At 58.4% G+C, this 20,774-nt stretch carries 19 protein-coding genes, 2 tRNA genes, 1 pseudogene and 2 riboswitches; of the genes and pseudogenes, 15 read left to right on the top strand and 7 right to left on the bottom strand.

Annotated features, from left to right (window positions below):
* Positions 1-82 precede the first annotated feature (82 nt).
* Positions 83-207, top strand: a riboswitch (guanidine-I (ykkC/yxkD leader).
* A gap of 54 nt (positions 208-261) precedes the next feature.
* The 7 genes from DBR00_RS16270 (at position 262) to uca (ending at position 9,849) form a co-directional block, all read left to right on the top strand.
* Entirely contained in the window at positions 262-1,338 is a 1,077-nt protein-coding gene (locus DBR00_RS16270; RefSeq protein WP_108488454.1) for a putative urea ABC transporter substrate-binding protein, read from the top strand.
* A gap of 179 nt (positions 1,339-1,517) precedes the next feature.
* Positions 1,518-1,626, top strand: a riboswitch (guanidine-I (ykkC/yxkD leader).
* Between the two features lie 63 nt (positions 1,627-1,689).
* The gene (locus tag DBR00_RS16265; RefSeq protein ID WP_108488453.1) at positions 1,690-2,757 is read left to right on the top strand and encodes a putative urea ABC transporter substrate-binding protein; all 1,068 of its coding nucleotides are present in this window, start codon (positions 1,690-1,692) and stop codon (positions 2,755-2,757) included.
* 103 nt (positions 2,758-2,860) lie between these two features.
* On the top strand, positions 2,861-3,676 hold the full coding sequence (locus tag DBR00_RS16260; RefSeq protein WP_108538083.1) for an ABC transporter permease: 816 nt from the start codon (positions 2,861-2,863) through the stop codon (positions 3,674-3,676).
* Positions 3,673-4,596: an ABC transporter ATP-binding protein gene (locus DBR00_RS16255; protein WP_108490565.1), complete on the top strand. Its 924-nt coding sequence runs from the start codon at positions 3,673-3,675 to the stop codon at positions 4,594-4,596. The genes DBR00_RS16260 and DBR00_RS16255 overlap by 4 nt, the downstream gene beginning before the upstream one ends.
* Before the next feature lie 9 nt (positions 4,597-4,605).
* Positions 4,606-5,334, top strand: coding sequence for an urea amidolyase associated protein UAAP1 (locus DBR00_RS16250; RefSeq protein ID WP_108490564.1), 729 nt, complete (start codon positions 4,606-4,608; stop codon positions 5,332-5,334).
* Between the two features lie 11 nt (positions 5,335-5,345).
* A complete protein-coding gene (locus DBR00_RS16245; protein ID WP_108490563.1) occupies positions 5,346-5,981 on the top strand; it encodes an urea amidolyase associated protein UAAP2 in 636 nt (211 codons plus the stop codon).
* A 208-nt stretch (positions 5,982-6,189) separates the two neighbouring features.
* The gene (uca, locus tag DBR00_RS16240; protein ID WP_108490562.1) at positions 6,190-9,849 is read left to right on the top strand and encodes an urea carboxylase; all 3,660 of its coding nucleotides are present in this window, start codon (positions 6,190-6,192) and stop codon (positions 9,847-9,849) included.
* 92 nt (positions 9,850-9,941) lie between these two features.
* Here the strand turns inward: uca and DBR00_RS16235 are convergent, their stop codons facing one another.
* Entirely contained in the window at positions 9,942-10,604 is a 663-nt protein-coding gene (locus DBR00_RS16235) for a methyltransferase (protein WP_108538082.1), read from the bottom strand.
* A gap of 228 nt (positions 10,605-10,832) precedes the next feature.
* Here DBR00_RS16235 and DBR00_RS16230 point away from each other — a divergent pair, with 228 nt between their 5' ends.
* The 6 genes from DBR00_RS16230 to DBR00_RS16200 all read left to right on the top strand — a co-directional run bounded on the left by DBR00_RS16230 (position 10,833) and on the right by DBR00_RS16200 (position 15,446).
* Positions 10,833-12,305, top strand: a complete 1,473-nt coding sequence (locus tag DBR00_RS16230; RefSeq protein ID WP_108487792.1) for a sensor domain-containing diguanylate cyclase — start codon at positions 10,833-10,835, stop codon at positions 12,303-12,305.
* Positions 12,302-12,508 carry a cysteine-rich CWC family protein gene (locus tag DBR00_RS16225; RefSeq protein WP_108487791.1) on the top strand — a complete coding sequence of 69 codons (207 nt, stop codon included), beginning with the start codon at positions 12,302-12,304 and terminating at the stop codon, positions 12,506-12,508. The genes DBR00_RS16230 and DBR00_RS16225 overlap by 4 nt, the downstream gene beginning before the upstream one ends.
* A 2-nt stretch (positions 12,509-12,510) precedes the next feature.
* Positions 12,511-13,203, top strand: a complete 693-nt coding sequence (locus DBR00_RS16220) for a pseudouridine synthase (RefSeq protein ID WP_108487790.1) — start codon at positions 12,511-12,513, stop codon at positions 13,201-13,203.
* A 400-nt stretch (positions 13,204-13,603) separates the two neighbouring features.
* On the top strand, positions 13,604-14,488 hold the full coding sequence (locus tag DBR00_RS16215) for an alpha/beta fold hydrolase (protein ID WP_108487789.1): 885 nt from the start codon (positions 13,604-13,606) through the stop codon (positions 14,486-14,488).
* A 95-nt stretch (positions 14,489-14,583) separates the two neighbouring features.
* Positions 14,584-14,657 (top strand) — tRNA-Gly (locus DBR00_RS16210).
* A gap of 585 nt (positions 14,658-15,242) precedes the next feature.
* Complete coding sequence (locus tag DBR00_RS16200) at positions 15,243-15,446, top strand: hypothetical protein (protein WP_108487787.1); 204 nt, start codon at positions 15,243-15,245, stop codon at positions 15,444-15,446.
* Positions 15,447-15,465: 19 nt separating this feature from the next.
* Here the strand turns inward: DBR00_RS16200 and DBR00_RS21155 are convergent.
* A pseudogene (locus DBR00_RS21155) lies at positions 15,466-15,867 on the bottom strand (tyrosine-type recombinase/integrase); the annotation flags it as partial.
* On the opposite strand from DBR00_RS21155, the gene DBR00_RS16190 reads away from it, so the two are divergent.
* Positions 15,787-16,008: a DNA-binding protein gene (locus DBR00_RS16190; RefSeq protein ID WP_256583050.1), complete on the top strand. Its 222-nt coding sequence runs from the start codon at positions 15,787-15,789 to the stop codon at positions 16,006-16,008. The pseudogene DBR00_RS21155 and the gene DBR00_RS16190 overlap by 81 nt on opposite strands.
* A 498-nt stretch (positions 16,009-16,506) precedes the next feature.
* Here DBR00_RS16190 and DBR00_RS20560 read toward each other — a convergent pair whose 3' ends face one another.
* From DBR00_RS20560 to DBR00_RS16170, 5 genes are all read right to left on the bottom strand, one after another.
* Positions 16,507-16,923 (bottom strand): hypothetical protein, encoded by a 417-nt coding sequence (locus tag DBR00_RS20560; protein WP_146180702.1) that lies wholly within the window; start codon positions 16,921-16,923, stop codon positions 16,507-16,509.
* A gap of 251 nt (positions 16,924-17,174) precedes the next feature.
* Entirely contained in the window at positions 17,175-17,600 is a 426-nt protein-coding gene (locus DBR00_RS16185) for a hypothetical protein (protein WP_146180701.1), read from the bottom strand.
* 1,069 nt (positions 17,601-18,669) lie between these two features.
* Positions 18,670-19,131 (bottom strand): DUF4304 domain-containing protein, encoded by a 462-nt coding sequence (locus DBR00_RS16180; protein ID WP_108487785.1) that lies wholly within the window; start codon positions 19,129-19,131, stop codon positions 18,670-18,672.
* 79 nt (positions 19,132-19,210) lie between these two features.
* Complete coding sequence (locus DBR00_RS16175) at positions 19,211-19,597, bottom strand: hypothetical protein (protein ID WP_146180700.1); 387 nt, start codon at positions 19,595-19,597, stop codon at positions 19,211-19,213.
* Positions 19,598-20,085: 488 nt separating this feature from the next.
* Positions 20,086-20,160 (bottom strand) — tRNA-Arg (locus tag DBR00_RS16170).
* Between the two features lie 117 nt (positions 20,161-20,277).
* On the opposite strand from DBR00_RS16170, the gene DBR00_RS16165 reads away from it, so the two are divergent.
* Positions 20,278-20,757: a GNAT family N-acetyltransferase gene (locus DBR00_RS16165; RefSeq protein WP_108487784.1), complete on the top strand. Its 480-nt coding sequence runs from the start codon at positions 20,278-20,280 to the stop codon at positions 20,755-20,757.
* Positions 20,758-20,774: the final 17 nt, after the last annotated feature.

Genomic DNA, 20,774 nt, shown 5'->3' with positions numbered 1-20,774 from the left:
ACCATTTGGCACAGTCCTCGCTTTGCGTTCTGCGTATAAAGGAAATGCGTACGGCGGCAAGCAGCTTGCAGCCAGACAATCAGCAATGGTCGACTAGGGTTCCGATTCGCCGCAGCGTACTGCGGAGAGTGTCCGGTCCGAGAGTCGACGACCTCACGCAATGGCCACGGCCATGGGGTTACACGGCGGGATAAAAGCCCGGGAGAACGCACAGCACCGCTGTCCGCTTTCCTGTTCCAGCTGACTGACCCGAGGTTACCCATGCCCCTACGTACCCTGCTCGCCCGCCTCACCTGCAGCTGCCTGCTGACCTGCCTGCTGCTGCAACCGGCACATGCCGCCACTGAACCGAAAACCTTCAAGCTGTGCTGGTCGATCTTTGCCGGCTGGATGCCCTGGGGCTATGCCGCCAGCGAAGGGATCATGCAGAAATGGGCTGACCAGTACGGTATCCGCGTGGACATCAGCGAGGTGCCGGACTATGTCGGCTCGATTGAACGCTACAGCGCGGGCGAGTTCGATGCCTGTTCGATGACCAATATGGATGCCTTGACCATCCCGGCTGCGGCGGGCGTGGACTCCACCGCGCTGATCATCGGCGACTTCTCCAACGGTGCGGATGCCATTCTGCTGCGTGGTCCGGGCCTGACCCTCAAGGACCTCAGGGGCAAGACCGTGCTGCTGGTGGAAAACTCGGTGTCGCACTACCTGCTCAGTCGCGCCCTGGAATGGGCGCTGCTCAAGCCTGAGGATGTGACCATCCAGCACGTGTCAGACACGCAGATTGCCGAGGCGTTTCTCTCCGGCCAAGGCGACGCGGTGATCACCTGGAACCCGATCCTGGCCAAGATCAAACAGCAGACCCAGGTCAGTCAGGTGTTCAGCTCCAACCTGATTCCCGGCGAGATCGTCGACCTTACAGTGGTCAACAGCAAGGTCCTCGCGGCTCACCCGGAGCTGGGCAAGGCGCTGACCGGTGCCTGGTTCGAAACCCAGCGGCTGATGGGCATGCCCACCGATGCCGGGCGCGCAGCACGGGCCAAGATGGCCAGCGCCGCCGGCACCAGCCCAGAGGATTTCAGCCAGCAACTGGACACCCTGCGCTCGTTCTACTCGCCGCGTTACGCCCTGGCCTTTGCCCGCGCCAACAAGATGCCCGAGCTGATGCAGCGGGTTGCTCAGTTCGCCGACCAGCAGAAGCTGCTCGGCCACGACGGCAAAGGCCTGGACAGACTCGGCATCGCCTTCAGCGGTGAGCGCAGCCTAGGCAATGCAGACAACATCCTGCTGCGTTTCGATGGCAGCTATATGCAAATGGCCGCTGAGAAAAACCTGTAACGCGCAGCGCCCCGCAATGCAGCACAACCGCTGCATTGCGCACCGCCAGGACGCACGACCCTGGCCTGGCGTCAGCAGAGATCAAGTGCCAGCGGGGGCAGGTTGAGCTGGCACGATGTTCGCAATACCTACCTTGTGCAGGAACAACCCGCTGCGGCGGGATCGCGGCACCACAATTTGCAATAGCCGACTAGGGTTCCGATCCGCGATCAACAGATCTGTGGATGACTGGTCCGAGAGTTGGCGACCTCCTTCGAGGTTACACGGCGGGATAAAAGCCCGGGAGAACGCGCCCCACCGTGGGATCCGCCGCGAACTCCTGCCCGTATTTCTCGAACTGGAGGCTTCACCATGCGTAAGACCCGTCTGTGTTCAGTACTCGCCGCTGGCCTCGCCGCGGCCATCAGCGTCAATAGCCACGCCGCGCCGAAAACCGATTTCAGCGTTTGCTGGACCATCTACGCCGGCTGGATGCCCTGGGAATACGGCGCGGCCTCCGGCATCGTCGACAAGTGGGCGAAAAAGTACGGCATCAACATCGATGTGGTGCAGATCAACGATTACGTCGAGTCGATCAACCAGTACAGCGCCAGCCAGTTCGATGGCTGCACCATGACCAACATGGACGCCCTGACCATTCCGGCAGCGGGCGGCGTGGACAGCACTGCGCTGATCATCGGTGACTTCTCCAACGGCAACGATGGCGTGGTGCTCAAGGGCGAGAAGAAGACCCTGGGCGACCTCAAGGGCCAGAACGTCAACCTGGTCGAGCTGTCCGTTTCCCACTACCTGCTGGCACGTGGCCTGGAAAAAGCCGGCCTCAGCGAGAAAGACCTGAACGTGGTCAACACCTCCGACGCCGACCTGGTCGCCGCCTTTGCCACCAGCGATGTCACCGCCGTAACCACCTGGAACCCGCTGCTGGCCGAAATTGAAGCCACGCCGGGTGTGACCAAGGTGTTCGACTCCAGCCAGATCCCCGGTGAGATCATCGACCTGATGGTGGTCAACAGCGACACCCTCAAAGACAACCCGGCCTTTGGCAAAGCGCTGACCGGCGCCTGGTACGAAATCATGGCCACCATGAGTGCCGACACCCCAGCCGGCACCGCGGCCCGCGAGCACATGGCCAAAGCGTCCGGCACGGACCTCGCCGGTTACGAAGCGCAGTTGGCTGCGACCAAGATGTTCTATTCCGCCAAAGACGCCGTGGACTTCGCCAACAGCACGAAATTGCCAGCGACCATGAACAAGGTGGCCGAGTTCTCCTTCAGTCATGGCCTGCTCGGTGAAGGCGCGAAAAGTAGCGACGCCATCGGCATGGGCTTCGCCAAAGGCATCACCACCGGCGACCAGGGCAACCTGAAACTGCGCTTCGATCCGAGCTATATGCAGATGGCGGCTGACGGCACGCTGTAACGCCATGACGTAGGTAGGGTTGAGCCTGCGAAGCCCAACACCGCCATTCGTTGGGCTTCGCAGGCTCAACCCTACCTACGCCCACTTGCTTCGAGAGCTTGCCATGCGCCTGATCAACCGCCACCCGGATCGCAGCGGTCGCCTGCTGCTGATCCTGCTGCCCTTCGCCCTGCTGCTGTTCGCCTACTTTGCAGGCTCGGCGCAGCGGCTGGCCGACAACCCCAACGACAAGCTGCTGCCCAGCGCCACACAGATGATCGCGGCGGTGGACCGGCTGGCCTTTACCGAAGACAAACGCAGCGGCCATTACCTGTTCTGGCAAGACACCGCCGCCAGCCTTAAACGGCTGGCCATGGGCGTGGCCATCGCCGCATTGGTCGGGCTATGCCTGGGCATCGCCGCCGGGATTATCCCGCTGTTCGGTGCGCCGCTGTCGCCCCTGCTGACGGTGCTGTCGATGGTGCCGCCGCTGGCCATTTTGCCGATCCTGTTTATCGTCTTTGGCCTGGGCGAGTTGTCCAAGGTCATGCTCATCGTCATCGGCATTACGCCGATCCTGGCCCGCGATCTGGAGCAACGCGCCCGGGAAATTCCTCAAGAAATTCTGATCAAGGCGCAAACCCTCGGGGCCAGCACCTGGACCCTGATCCTGCGCGTGGTGCTGCCGCAACTGCTGCCGCGCCTGTTGATCGCTCTGCGCCTGGTGCTCGGCTCGGCCTGGTTATTTCTGATTGCCGCCGAAGCCATCGCCTCAACCGACGGTCTGGGCTACCGCATCTTTCTGGTACGCCGCTACATGGCCATGGACGTGATCCTGCCCTACGTGGTGTGGATCACCCTGCTCGCCTGGCTGATGGACCTGGGCCTGCGCCAGTTGGCCCGTGTGTGTTTCCCCTGGTTTGAGGGGGCTAAGTCATGAAAACCATAAAGAGCGGCACCGTAGCGAGCGAGTCGCTGGCAAGAAGCCCGGAGCGCAGCAACCGGAGTGGACATCTCGTCCATGAGGATTGCGAGCACCGCGCGACGCAGCCAGCGGCTCGCGCAGTAGGTGCCTTTATCGAAGTGAAGAATGTCTGGCAGGCGTATGGGGATCAGGTTGTCTTGGAGCGCCTGAACCTGAGCATCAACGAAGGCGAGTTCTGCACCTTGGTTGGCGCATCCGGCTGCGGCAAGTCGACCTTCCTGCGCCTATTGCTCGGTCAGGAGCGCGCCAGCCGGGGCGAGATTTTGCTCGGCGGCCAGCCCTTGGCCGCAGAGCCCGACGCCAGCCGGGGCGTGGTGTTCCAGCGCTATTCCGTATTCCCGCACCTGAGCGTGCTGGATAACGTCGCCATCGGCCTGGAGTTACCGCGTTCAAAACTACTCGGCCGGCTGTTCGGCAGCGCCAAACGCGACGCCCGCGAACAGGCGGCCGTGATGCTGAAAAAAGTCGGCCTCGGCCATGCGCTGGACAAGTACCCCAGCGCCTTGTCCGGCGGTATGCAGCAGCGTTTGGCGATTGCCCAGGCGCTGATCATGCAACCGCGCGTGCTGCTGCTCGATGAACCGTTTGGCGCGCTCGACCCCGGCATCCGCAAAGACATGCACAGCCTGCTGCTGGAGTTGTGGCACGAAACCCAGCTCACGGTATTCATGGTCACCCATGACCTGAGCGAAGGCTTCAGCCTCGGCACCCGCCTGCTGGTATTCGACAAAACCCGCATTGACCCACACGCACCGAATGCCTTCGGCGCGCGCATCACCTACGACATCCCCCTCAACAGTGACCGCCGCGCCACCCGCGCCGCCGTCGAAGCGTTGCCCGCGCACATCAGCGGCAACCTGCAACCGGCCCTGTAGGAGCACCCGATGACTGCCTCATTAAGCCTGCGCCCCACCCTCTATGAGGAACTCGTCCCTGGCGGCGGCCACACCTCCTTTGTCCTCAAACGTGGCCAACTGCTGCGCATCACCGACCTGCAAGGCGGAGCCAATGCCAGCCTGCTGCTGCTCAACGCAGCCGAGAAAAGCGAACGGCTGAACCTGCCCGACAGCCTCAAATGCCAGCACACCGCCAAGCTCACCGCCGGCCACTGCCTGTATTCGGACATGGGCCGCGTGCTGGCCGCCATCACCGCCGACACCTGCGGCTGGCATGACAGCTTCGGCGGCGTGTTGAATGCCGAAGAGGTGCAGGAGAAGTACGGCAGCGGCAACTATCAACAACTGCGCAACGGTTTCTTCCGCAACGGCGTGGACAACCTGCTGGTGGAAATGGGCAAGTGGAACCTCAATCTGCAAGACCTGCTGATGTGCCTCAACCTGTTCAGCAAGGTCACGGTCGACAGCGACGGCTGCTTCCACTTCGCCGCCAACAACGCCAAGGCTGGCGACTACATCGAGCTGTACGCGCCGATGGACACGCTGGTGGTGCTCACCGCCCTGCAGCACCCCATGGACCCCAACCCCGAGTACGCGCCCAAGCCGCTGCAACTGAGCTGGCACAAGGTGGAAAGCGACGGCATCAGCGTGCTGTGCCGCACCTCACGCCCGGAAAACGCGCGGGGCTTCCATAACACCGAACGTCTGTATATCTGAGGCCGGCGCACATGACCCTTACCGCAAGCAACAAGCACCCCGAAGCCGCCGTGTACCGCGCCACCATCGGTGCGGGCGAACCCTTTCTCTGTGAAGTCAAAGCCGGGCAAACCCTGCGCCTGCTTGATCTGGAAGGCAATCAAGCGGTCGATACGCTGTTCTACAGCGCCGCCAACCCGCGCGAGCGCTATGACGTGCAACGCACCCTGCGCAAACAGAACCGCGTCTACCTGACCACCGGCAGCGTGCTGTATTCCAACCTGGGTAAACCGATGCTGACCATCAGCGCCGACACCTGCGGACGCCACGACACCCTCGGCGGTGCCTGCGCCCAGGAAAGCAACACCGTGCGCTACGCCCTGGACAAGCGCTACATGCACAGCTGCCGCGACAACTTTTTACGCGCCAGCCTGCACGACGGTCGCCTGAACAAAGCCGACATCAGCGCCAACATCAATTTCTTTATGAACGTACCCGTGACGCCCGAAGGCGGCCTGACCTTTGAAGACGGCATCTCCGCCGCCGGCAAATACGTTGAACTGATCGCACACATGGACGTGATCGTGCTGATCTCCAACTGCCCGCAACTGAACAACCCATGCAACGGCTACAACCCAACACCGGCTGAAGTGCTGGTGTGGGATTGAAAAGCAGCGACAAGCTGCAAGTAAGAGCACCGTAGGGTGGATGTCGCTTTTCACATCCACCGACGCTTAGCAGCTGCCCCGTGGAGGATGGCCACCCCGTGGAAAACGCTTCGCGGTTTTACACCCTACGAACTGAATGCCCACCCCGGACGACCGGGGTGCAGACCGAATACCGCGGGACGGCCCGCCCCTTTCGAGGACACCTCGAATGTTCGACAAACTGCTGATCGCCAACCGTGGCGCCATTGCCTGCCGCATCCTGCGCACCCTGCGTCAACTCGACGTGAAAGGCGTGGCCGTCTACTCCGAGGCTGACGTCGCCAGCCTGCACCTGCAGCAAGCCGATGAGGCGCATAGCCTGGGCGAAGGCCCGGCGGCCAACACCTACCTGGTGGTCGAGAAAATCCTCGCCATCGCCAAGCAAACCGGAGCCCGCGCGATCCACCCCGGCTATGGCTTCCTCTCGGAGAACGCCGCCTTTGCCGAAACCTGCGAAGCCGCTGGTATCGCCTTTGTCGGCCCCACGCCCGAGCAACTGCGCGTCTTCGGCCTCAAGCACACCGCCCGCGCCCTGGCCAAACAACATGGCGTGCCGATGCTGGAAGGCACCGAGTTGCTGGAAAACCTCGACGCCGCGCTGGTCGCAGGCGATGAAGTCGGCTATCCGGTGATGCTGAAAAGCACTGCTGGCGGCGGCGGCATCGGCATGCGCGTGTGCCACAGCGCGGCGGAACTCGCCGACGCCTTCGAAGCCGTCAAACGCCTGGGGCAAAACAACTTCAGCGACAGCGGCGTGTTTATCGAAAAATACATCCAGCGCGCCCGCCATCTGGAAGTGCAGGTGTTTGGCGACGGTCGCGGCGAAGTACTCGCCCTTGGCGTGCGCGACTGCTCGGTGCAGCGGCGTAACCAAAAAGTGCTGGAAGAAACCCCGGCACCCAACCTGCCGGCAGGCATGGCTGATGAACTGTGCGCGGCGGCGATCAAGCTGGCCAAGGCAGTCAATTACCGCAGCGCCGGCACCGTGGAGTTCGTCTACGACAGCGAAGCCGGGCGCTTCTATTTCCTGGAAGTGAACACCCGCCTGCAAGTCGAGCATGGCGTCACTGAACAGGTATGGGGCGTTGACCTGGTGCGCTGGATGATCGAGCTGGCAGCAGGCGATCTGCCCCCGCTCAGCGAATTGGCAACCACCTTGAAACCCAGCGGCCACGCCATTCAAGCGCGCCTGTACGCCGAAGACCCGGGCCGCGACTTTCAACCCAGCCCCGGCCTGCTCACCGCGGTGGACTTCCCCAAGGCTGACGGTAAAGCGCTGCGCATCGACACCTGGGTCGAAGCCGGCTGCGAGATCCCGCCCTACTTCGATCCGATGATCGCCAAGGTCATTACCTGGGCCGATAGCCGCGATGCGGCCAGCGCCGCCCTCAGCCAAGCACTGGCTGACACCGTGCTGTATGGCGTGGAGTCCAACCGCGATTACCTGCGGCAGATTCTGGTCGACGCACCGTTCGCCAGTGGCGAGCCGTGGACGCGCTGCCTGGAAGGCCTGACCTACAGCGCCACGACCTTCGAGGTGCTAAGCGCTGGCACGCAAACCACCGTGCAGGATTATCCAGGCCGCCTCGGCTACTGGGCCGTTGGCGTGCCGCCTTCGGGGCCGATGGACAGCCGCGCCCTGCGCTTGGGCAATCGCCTGCTGGGCAACGCCGAAGACGCGGCCGGTTTGGAAATCACCATGAGCGGCCCGACCCTGCGCTTTAACACCGATGCGCAAGTGGCAGTCACCGGTGCGGTCATTCCCTTGCAGGTGGATGGCATCGAACAGCCGCTCAATACCACGCTGCTGATCAAAGCCGGCAGCACCCTGAGCCTGGGCACTATTCAGGGGGCCGGCGCACGCAGCTACCTGTGCCTGCAGGGCGGCATTCAGGTGCCCGACTATTTAGGCAGTAAAAGCACCTTTACCCTCGGCCAGTTCGGCGGCCACGCGGGCCGCGCACTGCGAGCCGGCGATGTGTTGCATATCCCCGTCCTGAACCACGGCGAAGCCGGTGCGCAACTGCCGCTTGAACTGTGCAGCGCGCTGCCCGCCGTGCGCGAAATCCGCGTGATCTATGGCCCGCACGGCGCACCGGAATACTTCACCCCGGCCTATATCGAGACGTTTTTTGCCACCGACTGGGAAGTGCACTTCAACTCCAGCCGCACCGGCGTGCGCCTGATCGGCCCAAAACCGGAGTGGGTGCGCGACAGCGGCGGCGAAGCGGGTTTGCACCCCTCCAACATCCACGACAACCCCTACGCCATCGGCGCGGTGGACTTTACCGGCGATATGCCGGTGATCCTCGGTCCGGACGGCCCAAGCCTCGGGGGTTTCGTCTGCCCAGTAACCATCATCGAGGCCGATCTGTGGCAACTGGGCCAGCTCAAGGCCGGTGACAAGGTGCGTTTTCTGCCGGTGGATATCGCTACTGCACGGCATTTGGCAAAAACCAACAACCTCGAGTGCACAGATCTCTGTAGGAGCCAGCTTGCTGGCGATCCTTCGGTATCGCTGATCGCGAGCAAGGGCTATGGCGCCCCCCTCGCGCCTACAACAGCCCATACCCTCACCTCCCCCATCGTCCTCGACATCGGCGAAGCCGATAAACGCCTGGTCGCACGCCTGTCTGGTGACACTCACCTGCTGCTGGAAATCGGCGCGCCTGAGTTGGATCTGGTGCTGCGTTTCCGTGGCCATGCCCTGATGCAGGCGCTGGAAGCCAAGCAACTGAATGGCGTGATCGACCTCACGCCCGGCATCCGCTCACTGCAGGTGCATTACCAGCCGGAAACCTTAGCCCTTAACGATTTACTCGGCATCGTCGCCGGCGAGTGGGACGCGGTGTGCGCCGCACAAGACCTCAAAGTACCGTCACGCATCGTTCACCTGCCGCTGTCCTGGGATGACCCGGCCTGCCAGTTGGCGATCGACAAATACATGACCACGGTGCGCAAGGACGCGCCCTGGTGCCCGAGCAACCTAGAATTTATCCGCCGCATCAACGACCTGCCCAACCTCGATGAGGTGTACAAAACGGTCTTTGAAGCCCGCTACTTGGTGATGGGCCTAGGCGACGTCTACCTCGGCGCGCCGGTGGCCACGCCGCTCGACCCGCGCCACCGCCTGGTCACCACCAAGTACAACCCGGCACGCACCTGGACGGCGGAAAACTCGGTGGGCATCGGCGGCGCCTATATGTGCGTGTACGGCATGGAAGGCCCCGGCGGTTACCAGTTTGTTGGCCGCACCCTGCAAATGTGGAACCGCTACCGCGAAGTCGCCGCCTTCGACGGCAAGCCTTGGTTGCTGCGCTTCTTTGACCAGATTCGCTTCTACCCGGTTTCGGCCGACGAGCTGCTGCGTATCCGCCGTGACTTCCCTTTGGGCCGCTATGACGTGCGCACCGAGCACAGCGAACTGGCCCTGGCCGATTACCAGACCTTTCTCGACCGCGAGACTGAGGGCATCGACGCCTTCCGTACCCAGCAGCGTGCCGCCTTCGACGCCGAACGCCAGCGCTGGATCGCCTCCGGTCAAGCGCACTACGAGAGCGAGGAAGTGGCCGCCGACCTCGACGAAGACGCCCCACTCGGCGCGGGCCTGCACAGCATCGACAGCCCTATCGCCGGCAACCTCTGGCAAGTTCAGGTGAGTGAAGGCGATCTGGTTAAAACTGGCGATGTGCTGGTGATACTGGAGTCGATGAAGATGGAAATACCCCTCCTCGCCCCGCGTGACGGCGTGGTGCGCGAGGTGCGTGTGCAACCCGGCTCGCCAGTGCGGGCGGGCCAGCGTGTGGTGGTGCTGCAAGAGGTTCAGTAGCGGTAAGATGGAGACGCCTCGCCCATCCACCAACTGCGGTCTCACCGCGGATGGAAAAAGCGTCAGCTACGCGCCCCGATCCACCCAACGCGCTAACGCCGATAACTGAGGATGCGCCCTTTAAACGGCGCATCCGTGTTATCCAGCAGGTTCAGGCCATCAGCCAACTGCAGATAGCCGTGCTCCAGCATATGCCGGGAAAACCGCGCGCTATTGCCACGCCCAGGGTCGACAATCAGCACCGCTGCATGGTGATTGCAATGGCGGGCGATAAACCCGGCCAGCAGCCTGGGGTGGTCGCGCTCGTAGAGCAGATCGCTGCCGATCACCAGATCGAACAGACCCAGTTGCTGATAGTCCTCGGCCCAGTCGCAGCGCTGATAAGGCACCGGCTCCAGTTGATTAAGCGCGGCATTGCGCAGTAGAAACTCCCCCGCCAGCGGGTGGTAATCACTGGCGGTGATATCCGCCCCCAGGCGCTGCAACACCAGACTGGTCAGCCCCAGGCCGCAGCCCAGTTCCAGGATGCGCAGCCCCTCAACCGCCATACCGCTCAGGGTTTGCGCCAGCACCTCGCCGGCCGGCCACAATTGGCCAAACAACGGCCAGGTGGCCGAGGAGATACCGGCCTGTTCGGCGAGGCCATCGTCATCGGCAAATTGCTGTTTATCGCGTAGAGAGCACAAGTGGAAATCCTCCACACCGATGCTCAGGGTGAAATAGCGAATGCGGTAGGGTACAGGCTGGCGGGGCATGGCGGCTCGATTGCTGGAGGGGCTGCAAACAGGGGCAGCTCAGCAAGGCGCAATGCAAACAACACAGAACGGGTCACCAAGGAGACTCTCATGGAGCCCCACCTTAGTCCGCCTGGGCCTGTGGCAGCAAGTAGCATGCTGGCCAACAAAGAAGCCCCTTATGTTTCAGCAGCGCAGCGGCGTGCCGGAGGCTACAATGCGGCGATAAATTAACCAGCAGAGTTTTGCATGTCACAGCCCGCTCCCCTGAAGCATCAACGCTCCTTGATCGTGCTTCTGCTGGTTCTGCTCGGTTGCGGCTTCCTCGCCACGTCGCTGGCCAGTTATTACACCGCCCTCAACTCGATCCGTGCCGGGATCATCAATACTGAACTGCCGCTGACCTCGGACAACGTTTACTCGGAAATCCAGAAGGACTTGGTTCGACCCATCCTGATTTCCTCGATGATGTCCCGCGACACCTATGTGCGCGACTGGGTGCTGAGCGGCGAACAGGATTCCGAGCAGATCACCCGTTACCTGCGCGAGGTGCAAGAGCACTACGCCACGGTCACCAGCTTTTTCGTTTCCGACAAAACCCACACCTACTACCAGGCCAAGGGGGTTCTCAAGCAGGTCAAGAAAACCGAACCGCGCGACGACTGGTATTTCCGCGTGCGTGACATGCAAGCGCCCTACGAGATCAATGTCGACGTCGACATGGCCAACGACGACCGCCTGACTGTGTTTATCAACTACAAGGTATTCGACTACAACCAGCGCTTTATCGGCGCCACCGGTGTCGGCCTGACGGTGGATGCGGTGGTCAAGCTGATCGACACCTACCAGCAGCGCTATGAACGCAGCGTGTTCTTTGTCGACACCAGTGGTCGGTTGGTACTGACCGGTGCCAACGGTGGGCCGATGGGTGCCCGAGTTGGCCTGTCACTCAAAGAAATTCCCGGCCTTGAGGCGCTTCTGGAAAAACTGCCACACCCGCAAAGTGGGGATTTCGAGTACCAGGAGCATGGTCGCGACCACTTCCTCAATGTGCGCTTTATTCCTGAGCTGAACTGGTATCTGTTTGTCGACAAGCATGAAGACGGTGCAATCGCCGGTATCCGCAAGTCGCTGTACCTGAACCTGCTGATCTGTTTAGTGATCACCAGCATCGTCATCACCCTGGTCAGCCTGGCAATGGGCCGTTATCAACGCCGCATCAGCGCGCTGGCCACCACCGATCAGTTGACTGAGCTGCCCAACCGCCGCGGCTTTGATCTGCTGGCCAACCAGGCGCTACAGGAAGCCCGACGCAATCCCAACCCGCTGTGCGCGCTGATGCTTGACCTGGACAACTTCAAGCAACTCAACGACAGCCAGGGCCATATGGCCGGTGATGAAGTGCTGCGCCGCTTTGCCAGCGACCTGCGCAGCACCCTGCGCCAGTCCGACATCATCTGCCGCTGGGGTGGCGAGGAATTTATCCTGCTACTCAAGGACACCACACCCGAGCAGGCACGCGAGCTGGGCGAGAAAATCCGCCAGCAAACCGAGCAAAGCAGCATCAGCTTCAACGGCGCGCAGCTGCGCATCACCACCAGCATCGGCCTGGCGCAATTGCATGCCGATGAATCCCTGGAGCAGCTGATCACCCGCGCCGACCGCGCCCTGTACCGGGCCAAACAGGGCGGCCGCAATCGCCTGTGTGAAGAAATCGCGTGAGTGATGACACCCACCGCTGCCCCTGCTGCGGGCAGTTCAACCAATGCGCCCAGGCTGGCGCAGACGCACCGGTGAGCGAGTGCTGGTGTTTTAACGTGCCGGTCGATGCCGCGCAGCTGGCCAAGCTGCCGCCCGAGCAGCGCAACCGCAGCTGCCTGTGCCCACGCTGCGCTCAGGGCTTGCCCGAGCCCTCGGCTGACTAGCCATGCGCCTCGACCGTTTTCTTAGCAACCAGCCCCAACTCAATCGCCAAGCGGCCCGCCAACTGCTGGCCAACGGCTGCGTACGAGTGGACGGCGCGGTGGTTTGCGATGGCCTGTGCGAAGTCAGCCAGTTCAGCCGTATCGAGGTTGAAACCGAGCTGATGCAGGCCGGCAAAGCCGCACGCTATTTCATGCTGCACAAACCCATCGGCGTGGTCAGCGCCACCGAACATGAACAGCACCGCACGGTGCTGGATTTGCTCGATGAGCCCGACAAAAACGACCTGCACCTGGCAGGCCGCCTGGACCTGAATACCAGCGGCCTGCTGCTGATCACCAACGACGGCCAATGGTCGCGCCGCCTGACCGAGCCGCGCAGCCGCCTGGGCAAGGTCTATCGGGTTGAGACCGAACAGCCGATCACTCCTGAGTACATTGCGGTGTTCGCCCGCGGCCTGTACTTCGCCTATGAAGACCTCACCACCCTGCCCGCCGAGCTGGTCATTCTGGATAGCCACAGCGCCCTGCTGACCCTGCACGAAGGCCGTTACCACCAGGTCAAGCGCATGTTTGGCCACTTCCAGAACAAGGTCATCGGCCTGCATCGCCTGAGCATGGGCGCCATCCAACTTGACCCGCAGTTAGCCCCCGGCCAGTACCGCGCCTTGACAGCAGCGGAAATCGCCTGCTTCTAAGACTGTCCGCACTCAAGTCACATACTTAGCTAGCTAACCGACAGACGGTTGTTCGATATTCCAATATTCACTTGCGCCAGCCCGAACGCGGCTGCTTAAATTGAACCATAAAGTCTTATAGTGACTTAATAGTCACATAAGCCATCTAAACGTTTCATCGGTTACTTGCGCACTGCGCGAAATGGGTTCCTGCCTGGTCAAAGACGCCACTCCACACCTGCTAAAGGGTGTGGACGGATGCTCTATTTCAGCCCTAACTAATTGAAAATAAAAAACTTATAAAATCCTCCAGCCTGACATCCTGCTGTCACGTCCAGGCGCTTTCCTGACTGTCCTGCTTAGCCCGGTTCAACGGCACCGCCGTTTTGCCATGCCCATTTTTGCGCCAGGAGGAAACGACATGAAGCCAGCCACCGCTGTCGTCGATATACACAGGACGTTCAAGGTACACACGGAGTTCTATGCCAGCCCCAGCGCGCGCAAGACCATCATCCTGATCAACGGCTCGCTGGCCACCACCGCCGCCTTTGCGCAAACCCTCAAATACCTGCAACCACAGTTCAATGTGGTGCTTTACGATCAGCCCTACGCCGGCCAGTCCAAGCCACACAACAGCCATATCCGACCGATCAGCAAGGAAGATGAAGCCAGCATTCTGCTGGAGCTGATTGAGCAGTTTCAGGTTGACTACCTGTTGTCGTTCTCATGGGGTGGCGTAGCCGCCATGCTGGCCCTGGCGCAACGCCCCGAACGCATCGAAAAGGCGGTCATCACCTCCTTTTCGCCACTGCTCAACGCACCAATGCTCGACTACCTGGAAAAAGGCATGACCTACCTGCAGGCCATCGACGGCGAGAATGTCGGGCGGTTGGTAAACAGCACCATCGGCAAATACTTGCCCTCTCTATTCAAACGCTACAACCAGCGTCATATCAGCAGCCTGGAAAGCCACGAGTACCTGCAAATGCATGCGCATATCAACCAGGTGGTGCACATGGACAACCACTGCCAGATGGAATGCCTGTCGGCCATCGACATCCCGCTGCTATTTATCAACGGCGAGCACGACGAATACACCGCTCCGGATGACGTGCGCCTGTTTGCTGAGTACCTGAGTGACTGCCAGTTCGCCACTATCGACAACACCGGGCACTTTCTCGACATGGAGCACAAGAAGGCCTGGCTGCAGAGTCAGTCCGTCATGCTCAAGTTCCTGCAGGCCCCGGCACGCACCAACTCCAGCTACCGTCCACAGCACGGCTTGCACCACGCGATAGCCGTATGAACCACCGCTACGCCCCAAGCCTGCAGCGCCCAGCCACAGATAGCCGCGCTGCAGGCTTCATTTCGGCCAAGACTTCCGGTATAAAGGCACCCGCTGCGGGTGTCGTATAATGGTAATACCCTAGCTTCCCAAGCTAGAGCCGTGGGTTCGATTCCCATCACCCGCTCCAAATAGCAGTTTCTAAAGCCCTGAATTCTCTACAGATTTCGGGGCTTTTTGCTTTTCGGCGTCAGGCAGTGTCGAAGAAGTGTCGAAGGTTGATTACAGACCTGGAAAGAGTCTGGCCAATGCGGCAAGACGGTCAAGCAAGCTTGCGTACGGATGACTGAGCATCATCGCGAAGGGAGCGCAAGTCGATTGCATCTTGGTTAAGGCGGTGGATGACACGAAGCATTTGATGCCTAAGGACTTCATCGCCTGTACGCTCTGCAGCGCGCATCAGCGCAATAGCAGCATCTTCGTTGTGGTCAGCAATGGCGGTGAGTGTCTTGCGTGTGTTGCGATTCAAAATCTTGCCCTCAAAGTGAAGACGGCAAGCTATTGGAAAAATATTTCGAAAAAGTTTCAGTTAGCAGCGACCAGACAAACGGATAGCTGGACTTGTAAACAGTCATTTATATGCAACAATTCTGGATCAGCATAGGCTCATCTGATTGTCATCAGGTGCTGCTCGTACCTTAAGTTAAGGCCAACGCTGTTGGTCTTTTTTTTGCTTAAAAATCGCTGTTCGATTCAATTCGCTGAAGGAGCTGGCATGAATATTTCGATTTCGAAGGTGATGACAAAAGACGGAGAGCAATGGTCTGTAAATGCTGGAACCATTCAGCTCATGTTTAGAGATCAAGAGTCTGCTGTTGAGTTCTCAGAGAAGTTGAAAGATCGTATTGAGGCACCACATGACCTACCTGTAGCTCAGTTAGAAAAAATAGTTGAGGCGTTGGAAAGTGAGACTGCCTAATTACTGAAAACAACATCAGCTAAACTTTAAAAGCCCTGATTTCTAAAAGATTTCGGGGCTTTTTGCTTTCTGGCTTAGGTCGGTGTCGAAAAGTGTCGAAGATGGGATTACGGCGCAAAGCGTCCTGCAGGTGATCCGGGGCCAGGTGTGCATAGCGCATGGTCATGGTGACAGAGGAGTGACCAAGCACCTTGTGCAGGGTGAGGATGTTGCCGCCCGTAATGACGAAATGACTGGCGAATGTGTGTCAAAGCACATGGGTTGCCTGACCTGCAGGTAACTTGATCAATGTCGATTCCTGGACGCGGCTGAAATGCCGAATACAGTTCGGAAACGGGCCATGGGCCTTGAAGTAGTCAAGCAACGCCCTTTCAAGGTCTGGTTGGATCGGGATAGTACGAGTCCGCTGAGACTTGGTATTGAAGAGATCGATGTGCTGGTGAAAATCTATCCGCAGTACGTCCTATGGCTGGCAAGCGGTCAGATCGCCCCAGAGTCGGGCCAAACCAGCCCGGACTACGACGAAGCCAATCGAAACTTGAACCAACCCAACGCGGGATAGCGATCACCAAGGTAGCAACTAGACGCTGGTATGCCCGAGCACATGGAGCCAGGTGCGATTAGCCGGAAATACCCTCTAGATGGCAGGGCTAAGGCTTTAAGGTGAATAGTTCCAGCCAAGAACAAGTAGAGAAAAGCCGGAGACAAGAAAAAGGATTTCAAATCTTGTTCGATAGCGAGAGGAAATGGTTGAGAACTCTCGCATCCAGACCCCTGCTCCCAAGAAGGTTACAAAAGCGGTAAAGCACCAAGCTGGCACTCCGTGCAAGTGAGCGCCACGGCCACTTTTACCTACAAAATAAAGATCACCGACGATCAAGCCGTATACGCAATAAGCGAGTGCGCCACCGAATACAAGCCAAAAAATCGCCTGATAACTTCTTGAAGGGTATGGACGCACTATTGCTGTCCTAGCGTGGATGTAAGAGACGCCGCACGAGACGGCATGATCGGAGAGCCGAAGCTTGACAGGCCTCCAACTTGACTGGTGGGTTGGGCATCACGGCTTAGGCTCACTTGCAATAGAGGCTGCTAAATCCGCTACCGAGCGTGCACGCTTCAATGATGATTGCACAGCACCTTGCGATCTTCGTTGCGTATACAAATGCGGTCGCTGTGCCAATGCTTTGAGGAGAATATTGCGGGTCTCGTCAAGGGCGATAGGTTGGATTTGAGTGTGCGTCAGCCTGATACGCGCTGGAATGTTGCCAAAAGACAGGAGCGCTGAAACAACCTGGATGAAGAGACCAATCTCCATGACGCGCTGCCAATCAACCCCTGCCAGCGTAACCTTCTCCACTGCTCTTGCAGAGCCGTCCGCGCAGATCAAAGAGTGCTTTGCGTTCCTTGTTCTCAAGTACTCATGAAAGGGGCAGGTTTCCAGATCTCGTTCACTCCATGCCGCGTAGGCGCTCACGCTTGAGCCTCGTTCGATAACTCCGACAATCGGAAATTGGAAATTACTCGATGAATTCATAATGCCCAACCATAGGTTATGGGGCCCGCTTTAGCCGGTCCTGACTAAGCGAAGCGAGCGATTTGAACCGCCATAAATATTGGATGAAGCGCATGTTGTTTTGGAATCTGATTTCTGCGGACTTCCATGCGCGTACATGCCTTTGTTTTCATGCCTAACGGTTGAGATGAGAGGCGGCGCCTTTTGCACCGCTAGCCAGCCTTGCTCTCGCGCTTGGCAACCAGCGCCATGGCCTCGCCAGAACTCCGTGCTTGAAGCAAGGTTTTCTTGAATGACTTTCCGAAGCGGGCTCCAAGCACGTTGGATAGCGTGTTGATGAATTCGGCGAGCGACGGTTGGGTAACCTCGCCGAGAACTGGAGCTGCATAGACTGACCGCAGTACCAGGTGAGGCAGGCGCATGAGGCCTCCGAATGGCGGGACTTGCTCATACTCTTTGACCTTGTAAATGCGACCAGCTGAATCGGCGACGGTGAACTCCCCGGCCGCAGCCAACTTCTGTGTTTCAACGACCAGGCTTCTCGGGTGCGTACAGAGCTCAAGAGGCGACGAAGCAACAAACGAGTAACCTTTTCGCCAGAGCAAAACAGGGAACTGCAATTCAGACACAGCGCTCATGATGGGACTCGGTACGCGCATTCGCGACTCCTAATGCCTGAAATAAGCAGAGCCGCGAAGTGGCTCCGGCTTGAATGAATTGTTAGCTATGCTGCCAGTGGCAGATAAACCATACGAGCGCTCTAAAAGGTTGAGTAGATGGACATGGCTGCGTAGCGGGTCCGAAGGGTCGCAAGTGGCAAGGGAATCAAGGAGGCACACTGCCCTTTCGCTGTGATCCGAATCCAAATCTCTTTGGTGAGGCTCAATGATTTCCCGAAATCTTTCTACCGATATGCCCGGTTCTTTTGTATAGGTGTAGTAGTCGTACGAAATGTTCCAGACGACTGCGCTAAAAAACTTTCTTATACCGAAATAATTAGTGCGCACAAAAGTGAACAACCAAAGAGCTCCATTCGAGTCAACCATGTAACGGACCTTGTTATTAATAATATTGTGACGAGTCCGTACACTGGCTCCGGTGAAAACGCCATCAAACCCAGTAATTACGACGAGTTTTGCTGTCTAAACTCAATTATCGTGTTCTTCATTGCAGGCCTAACGCTTGGTTAAGCCGGCTTTAGCACGTCCCGAGTGAGCGAAGCGAACGGTTTGAAACCGTTGTTAGGTTCTCCGCGCGGTTGCCGACAATATTGACCCCATAGTTGCACGCATAAGGTAAAGTGATAATAAATAACCCAGCAACCAGAGTGGATTGATAAGCGAAAATACTAGCGATCTGGAGATCCAATCGGAGACTGTCTTTCGAGCCAAGTCCTCAGGAAAACAGTAGTCCGGCAAGGCCATTCCAGCTGTGGCAAATACGGTGGTAGAGAACGTGGCGAATGCACCACACACCTCCCAGTAGGCAATGCGAGTCAGTTCACGGCGGGACAACCCGGTCTCAGCCAGCCTTTTTGCAAAAGCAACTTTCTCCACTTCGTCGTATGAAGTATCTGCCCAGGTCTGTGCAAAGACTTCCCATGCTATCTCACGCCCTGTTGGAGTTTTCATTACGAACCCAAAGTTTGGTTAAGGGGCAGGTTTTAGCCCGTCCCAAGTGAGCGCAGCGAACGGCGTTAATCTCTTGTTATAGCCCAATAGTATTGAGCCAGCTAAGCCCATGTGCAGTGATCTTATCTACAGCATCTGACAGCACTGCATCGGTGTCGGAGGAGTCATCTGAGAAAACCCACCATTTGTCTGGGCCGCCAAAAAGGAAGCCAATCCACGGAAGGCTGGCAAGCTTGGGGAACTGAAGGGGAATAAGTGCTCCGATACGCGTCCGTCGCTCGAAGCGGCAGTCATACGCGTTGGCTCGGCTGGTGCTTATGCCGGGATTGTCTCCTTCGACAAAGACGCCAAGATTGATGGTGAATTTGCCGGCCATCGAGCGTTGTCCGAGCTGGAAATTGATGATCAGGCACGTACGGCGGCCTTCTGAGAAGCGTCGGAACGTGCGACTACCATCAAATTTGAAGCCATGCGATGCGAGTGCCGGAACGGCAATCTCTCGAAGAGCGTTGTCGAAGGCAGAGGCTCTGGCGGACATCGGTATGGGCCCTCACATTTGGTTAAGGGGCGGGCTTTAGCACGTACCAGTGAGCGATTTCAACCTATTTTTATACGTTTCACATGAACTCGCCTTGGCGCGTATTAAAAGTCCAAACCTTACCAAGTTGCTCGGCACACTGAATTATAAAGAGAAAGTCGTTGAAGTAATTCATTTGTGGATCTTTTGCGCCTGAGATTTCAAGGCGACACGTAGATTTTGCGATTTCTTCGCAGTCTGACATTGCAAACCTAGAAAGCTCTTTAGACTCAAGTGCCACCTGTGGTTGACAGTTTCTATTGATTGAAAACTGAATTCCTTCGAATACAACTACAATGGTCTGACTGTTTACTTTCAGCATGGGTTTCTCGCCAGTGGAATTTTCATAGAATGATTGAATTTCTTGTGCATATCTTTCTATCGAAGTGTTATTGGCTTGGCTTAAAATTATGAATACTTCGTACATAAACGGCCTACGTATAACTATTAATTAGGCGACATTGCTGTCGCATAACACAGTTTGAGATGTCTGATAACGTCCGTTGTCATGCAGTAAACCCTTGATTTACATAGGCGCGAAAATGGCAAACGCGACTAGCCCAGGTGAAAAAGCGACATGAAAGGCCACAGGTACCAAACCAGCCAAGGCACCGTAATAGCTAGACGCTACTGATCGGCCTCAAGGCTGTCTAGCTGACGTGTCGAAATCACAGCGAAGAAAAGCGGATTTATGCGAGTTTGAGTTATCTAGAGTCCAGGAATAACAAGGCTTAGCGGGATAACGCAGACAGAAACAGGGGGTTCGACCCCCATCACCCGCTCCAAATTGCAGTATCTAAAACCCTGATTTCTCTAGATATTTCGGGGCTTTTTGTTTTCTGCGCGCCACTAAACCTGCCTAGCACACATAAAAGCGGCCACGGCTTTGATCGTCAAAAGGGGCGATTCGTTAGATGGCGTTCCCAACTGGATTCGAACCAGTATCTAGCCCTTAGGAGGGGCTTGTTCTATCCATTGAACTATGGGAACGCAACGGGATAGGCAGGATGACTTGCGGGCGGCATCTTAGCGAGGCCGAGGCGTTTTGTCATGCCGCTGCCATTAAGCGGGCGCGATACTGTGTACTCATCGCTCAAGGAGAATGCCATGCGCCCTGCTGCTTCGCTGAACCTGCCGGATTCGCCCTTTGCCGATTTCCACCTGCGTGCTGCCAGCGTAACCGATGCACCCGCGCTGGCGGCTTTGCTGCAACAGCTGGCACCCGATGAGCCGCGCTGCGATACCAAGTTACTGGCCTTACGTTTGAGTGAACTGCCGGTAAGCCGCGTGGTGTTGGTGGCTGAGCGCGAAGGCAAACTGCTCGGCACCTGCGCCCTGCACCTGATCGAGCACCTGGCGCATAACTTCGCCCGTTCGGCGATTGTGGAAGATGTGGTGGTGGATGAGGACGCGCGTGGCTTAGGCGTTGGCCAGGCGTTGATGGGCAAAGCCATCGAGCGCGCCCGCGCCTGGGGCTGTTACAAGGTGGCGCTGTCCAGCAGCCAGAGCCGTGAAATAGCCCATGCGTTTTACGCCAACCTGGGCTTCAAACCCCACGGCATCAGCCTGGCGCTGCAACTGGAGTAGGCCGGCGCCCTCACCGC

Origin of the sequence: Pseudomonas sp. HMWF032, from assembly GCF_003060885.1 — a bacterium.
Taxonomy (GTDB): Bacteria; Pseudomonadota; Gammaproteobacteria; order Pseudomonadales; family Pseudomonadaceae; genus Aquipseudomonas.
This window is presented reverse-complemented; position numbering and strand designations above follow the sequence as displayed.

Excerpts from the sequence above, each read along its gene's own strand:
- DBR00_RS16270 (WP_108488454.1), top strand. The coding sequence starts at position 262 with ATGCCCCTACGTACCCTGCTCGCCCGCCTCACCTGCAGCTGCCTGCTG.
- DBR00_RS16265 (WP_108488453.1), top strand. The coding sequence starts at position 1,690 with ATGCGTAAGACCCGTCTGTGTTCAGTACTCGCCGCTGGCCTCGCCGCG.
- DBR00_RS16260 (WP_108538083.1), top strand. The coding sequence starts at position 2,861 with ATGCGCCTGATCAACCGCCACCCGGATCGCAGCGGTCGCCTGCTGCTG.
- DBR00_RS16255 (WP_108490565.1), top strand. The coding sequence starts at position 3,673 with ATGAAAACCATAAAGAGCGGCACCGTAGCGAGCGAGTCGCTGGCAAGA.
- DBR00_RS16250 (WP_108490564.1), top strand. The coding sequence starts at position 4,606 with ATGACTGCCTCATTAAGCCTGCGCCCCACCCTCTATGAGGAACTCGTC.
- DBR00_RS16245 (WP_108490563.1), top strand. The coding sequence starts at position 5,346 with ATGACCCTTACCGCAAGCAACAAGCACCCCGAAGCCGCCGTGTACCGC.
- uca (WP_108490562.1), top strand. The coding sequence starts at position 6,190 with ATGTTCGACAAACTGCTGATCGCCAACCGTGGCGCCATTGCCTGCCGC.
- DBR00_RS16235 (WP_108538082.1), bottom strand. The coding sequence starts at position 10,604 with ATGCCCCGCCAGCCTGTACCCTACCGCATTCGCTATTTCACCCTGAGC.
- DBR00_RS16230 (WP_108487792.1), top strand. The coding sequence starts at position 10,833 with ATGTCACAGCCCGCTCCCCTGAAGCATCAACGCTCCTTGATCGTGCTT.
- DBR00_RS16220 (WP_108487790.1), top strand. The coding sequence starts at position 12,511 with ATGCGCCTCGACCGTTTTCTTAGCAACCAGCCCCAACTCAATCGCCAA.
- DBR00_RS16215 (WP_108487789.1), top strand. The coding sequence starts at position 13,604 with ATGAAGCCAGCCACCGCTGTCGTCGATATACACAGGACGTTCAAGGTA.
- DBR00_RS16200 (WP_108487787.1), top strand. The coding sequence starts at position 15,243 with ATGAATATTTCGATTTCGAAGGTGATGACAAAAGACGGAGAGCAATGG.
- DBR00_RS16190 (WP_256583050.1), top strand. The coding sequence starts at position 15,787 with ATGGGCCTTGAAGTAGTCAAGCAACGCCCTTTCAAGGTCTGGTTGGAT.
- DBR00_RS16185 (WP_146180701.1), bottom strand. The coding sequence starts at position 17,600 with ATGAGCGCTGTGTCTGAATTGCAGTTCCCTGTTTTGCTCTGGCGAAAA.
- DBR00_RS16180 (WP_108487785.1), bottom strand. The coding sequence starts at position 19,131 with ATGTCCGCCAGAGCCTCTGCCTTCGACAACGCTCTTCGAGAGATTGCC.
- DBR00_RS16175 (WP_146180700.1), bottom strand. The coding sequence starts at position 19,597 with ATGTACGAAGTATTCATAATTTTAAGCCAAGCCAATAACACTTCGATA.
- DBR00_RS16165 (WP_108487784.1), top strand. The coding sequence starts at position 20,278 with ATGCGCCCTGCTGCTTCGCTGAACCTGCCGGATTCGCCCTTTGCCGAT.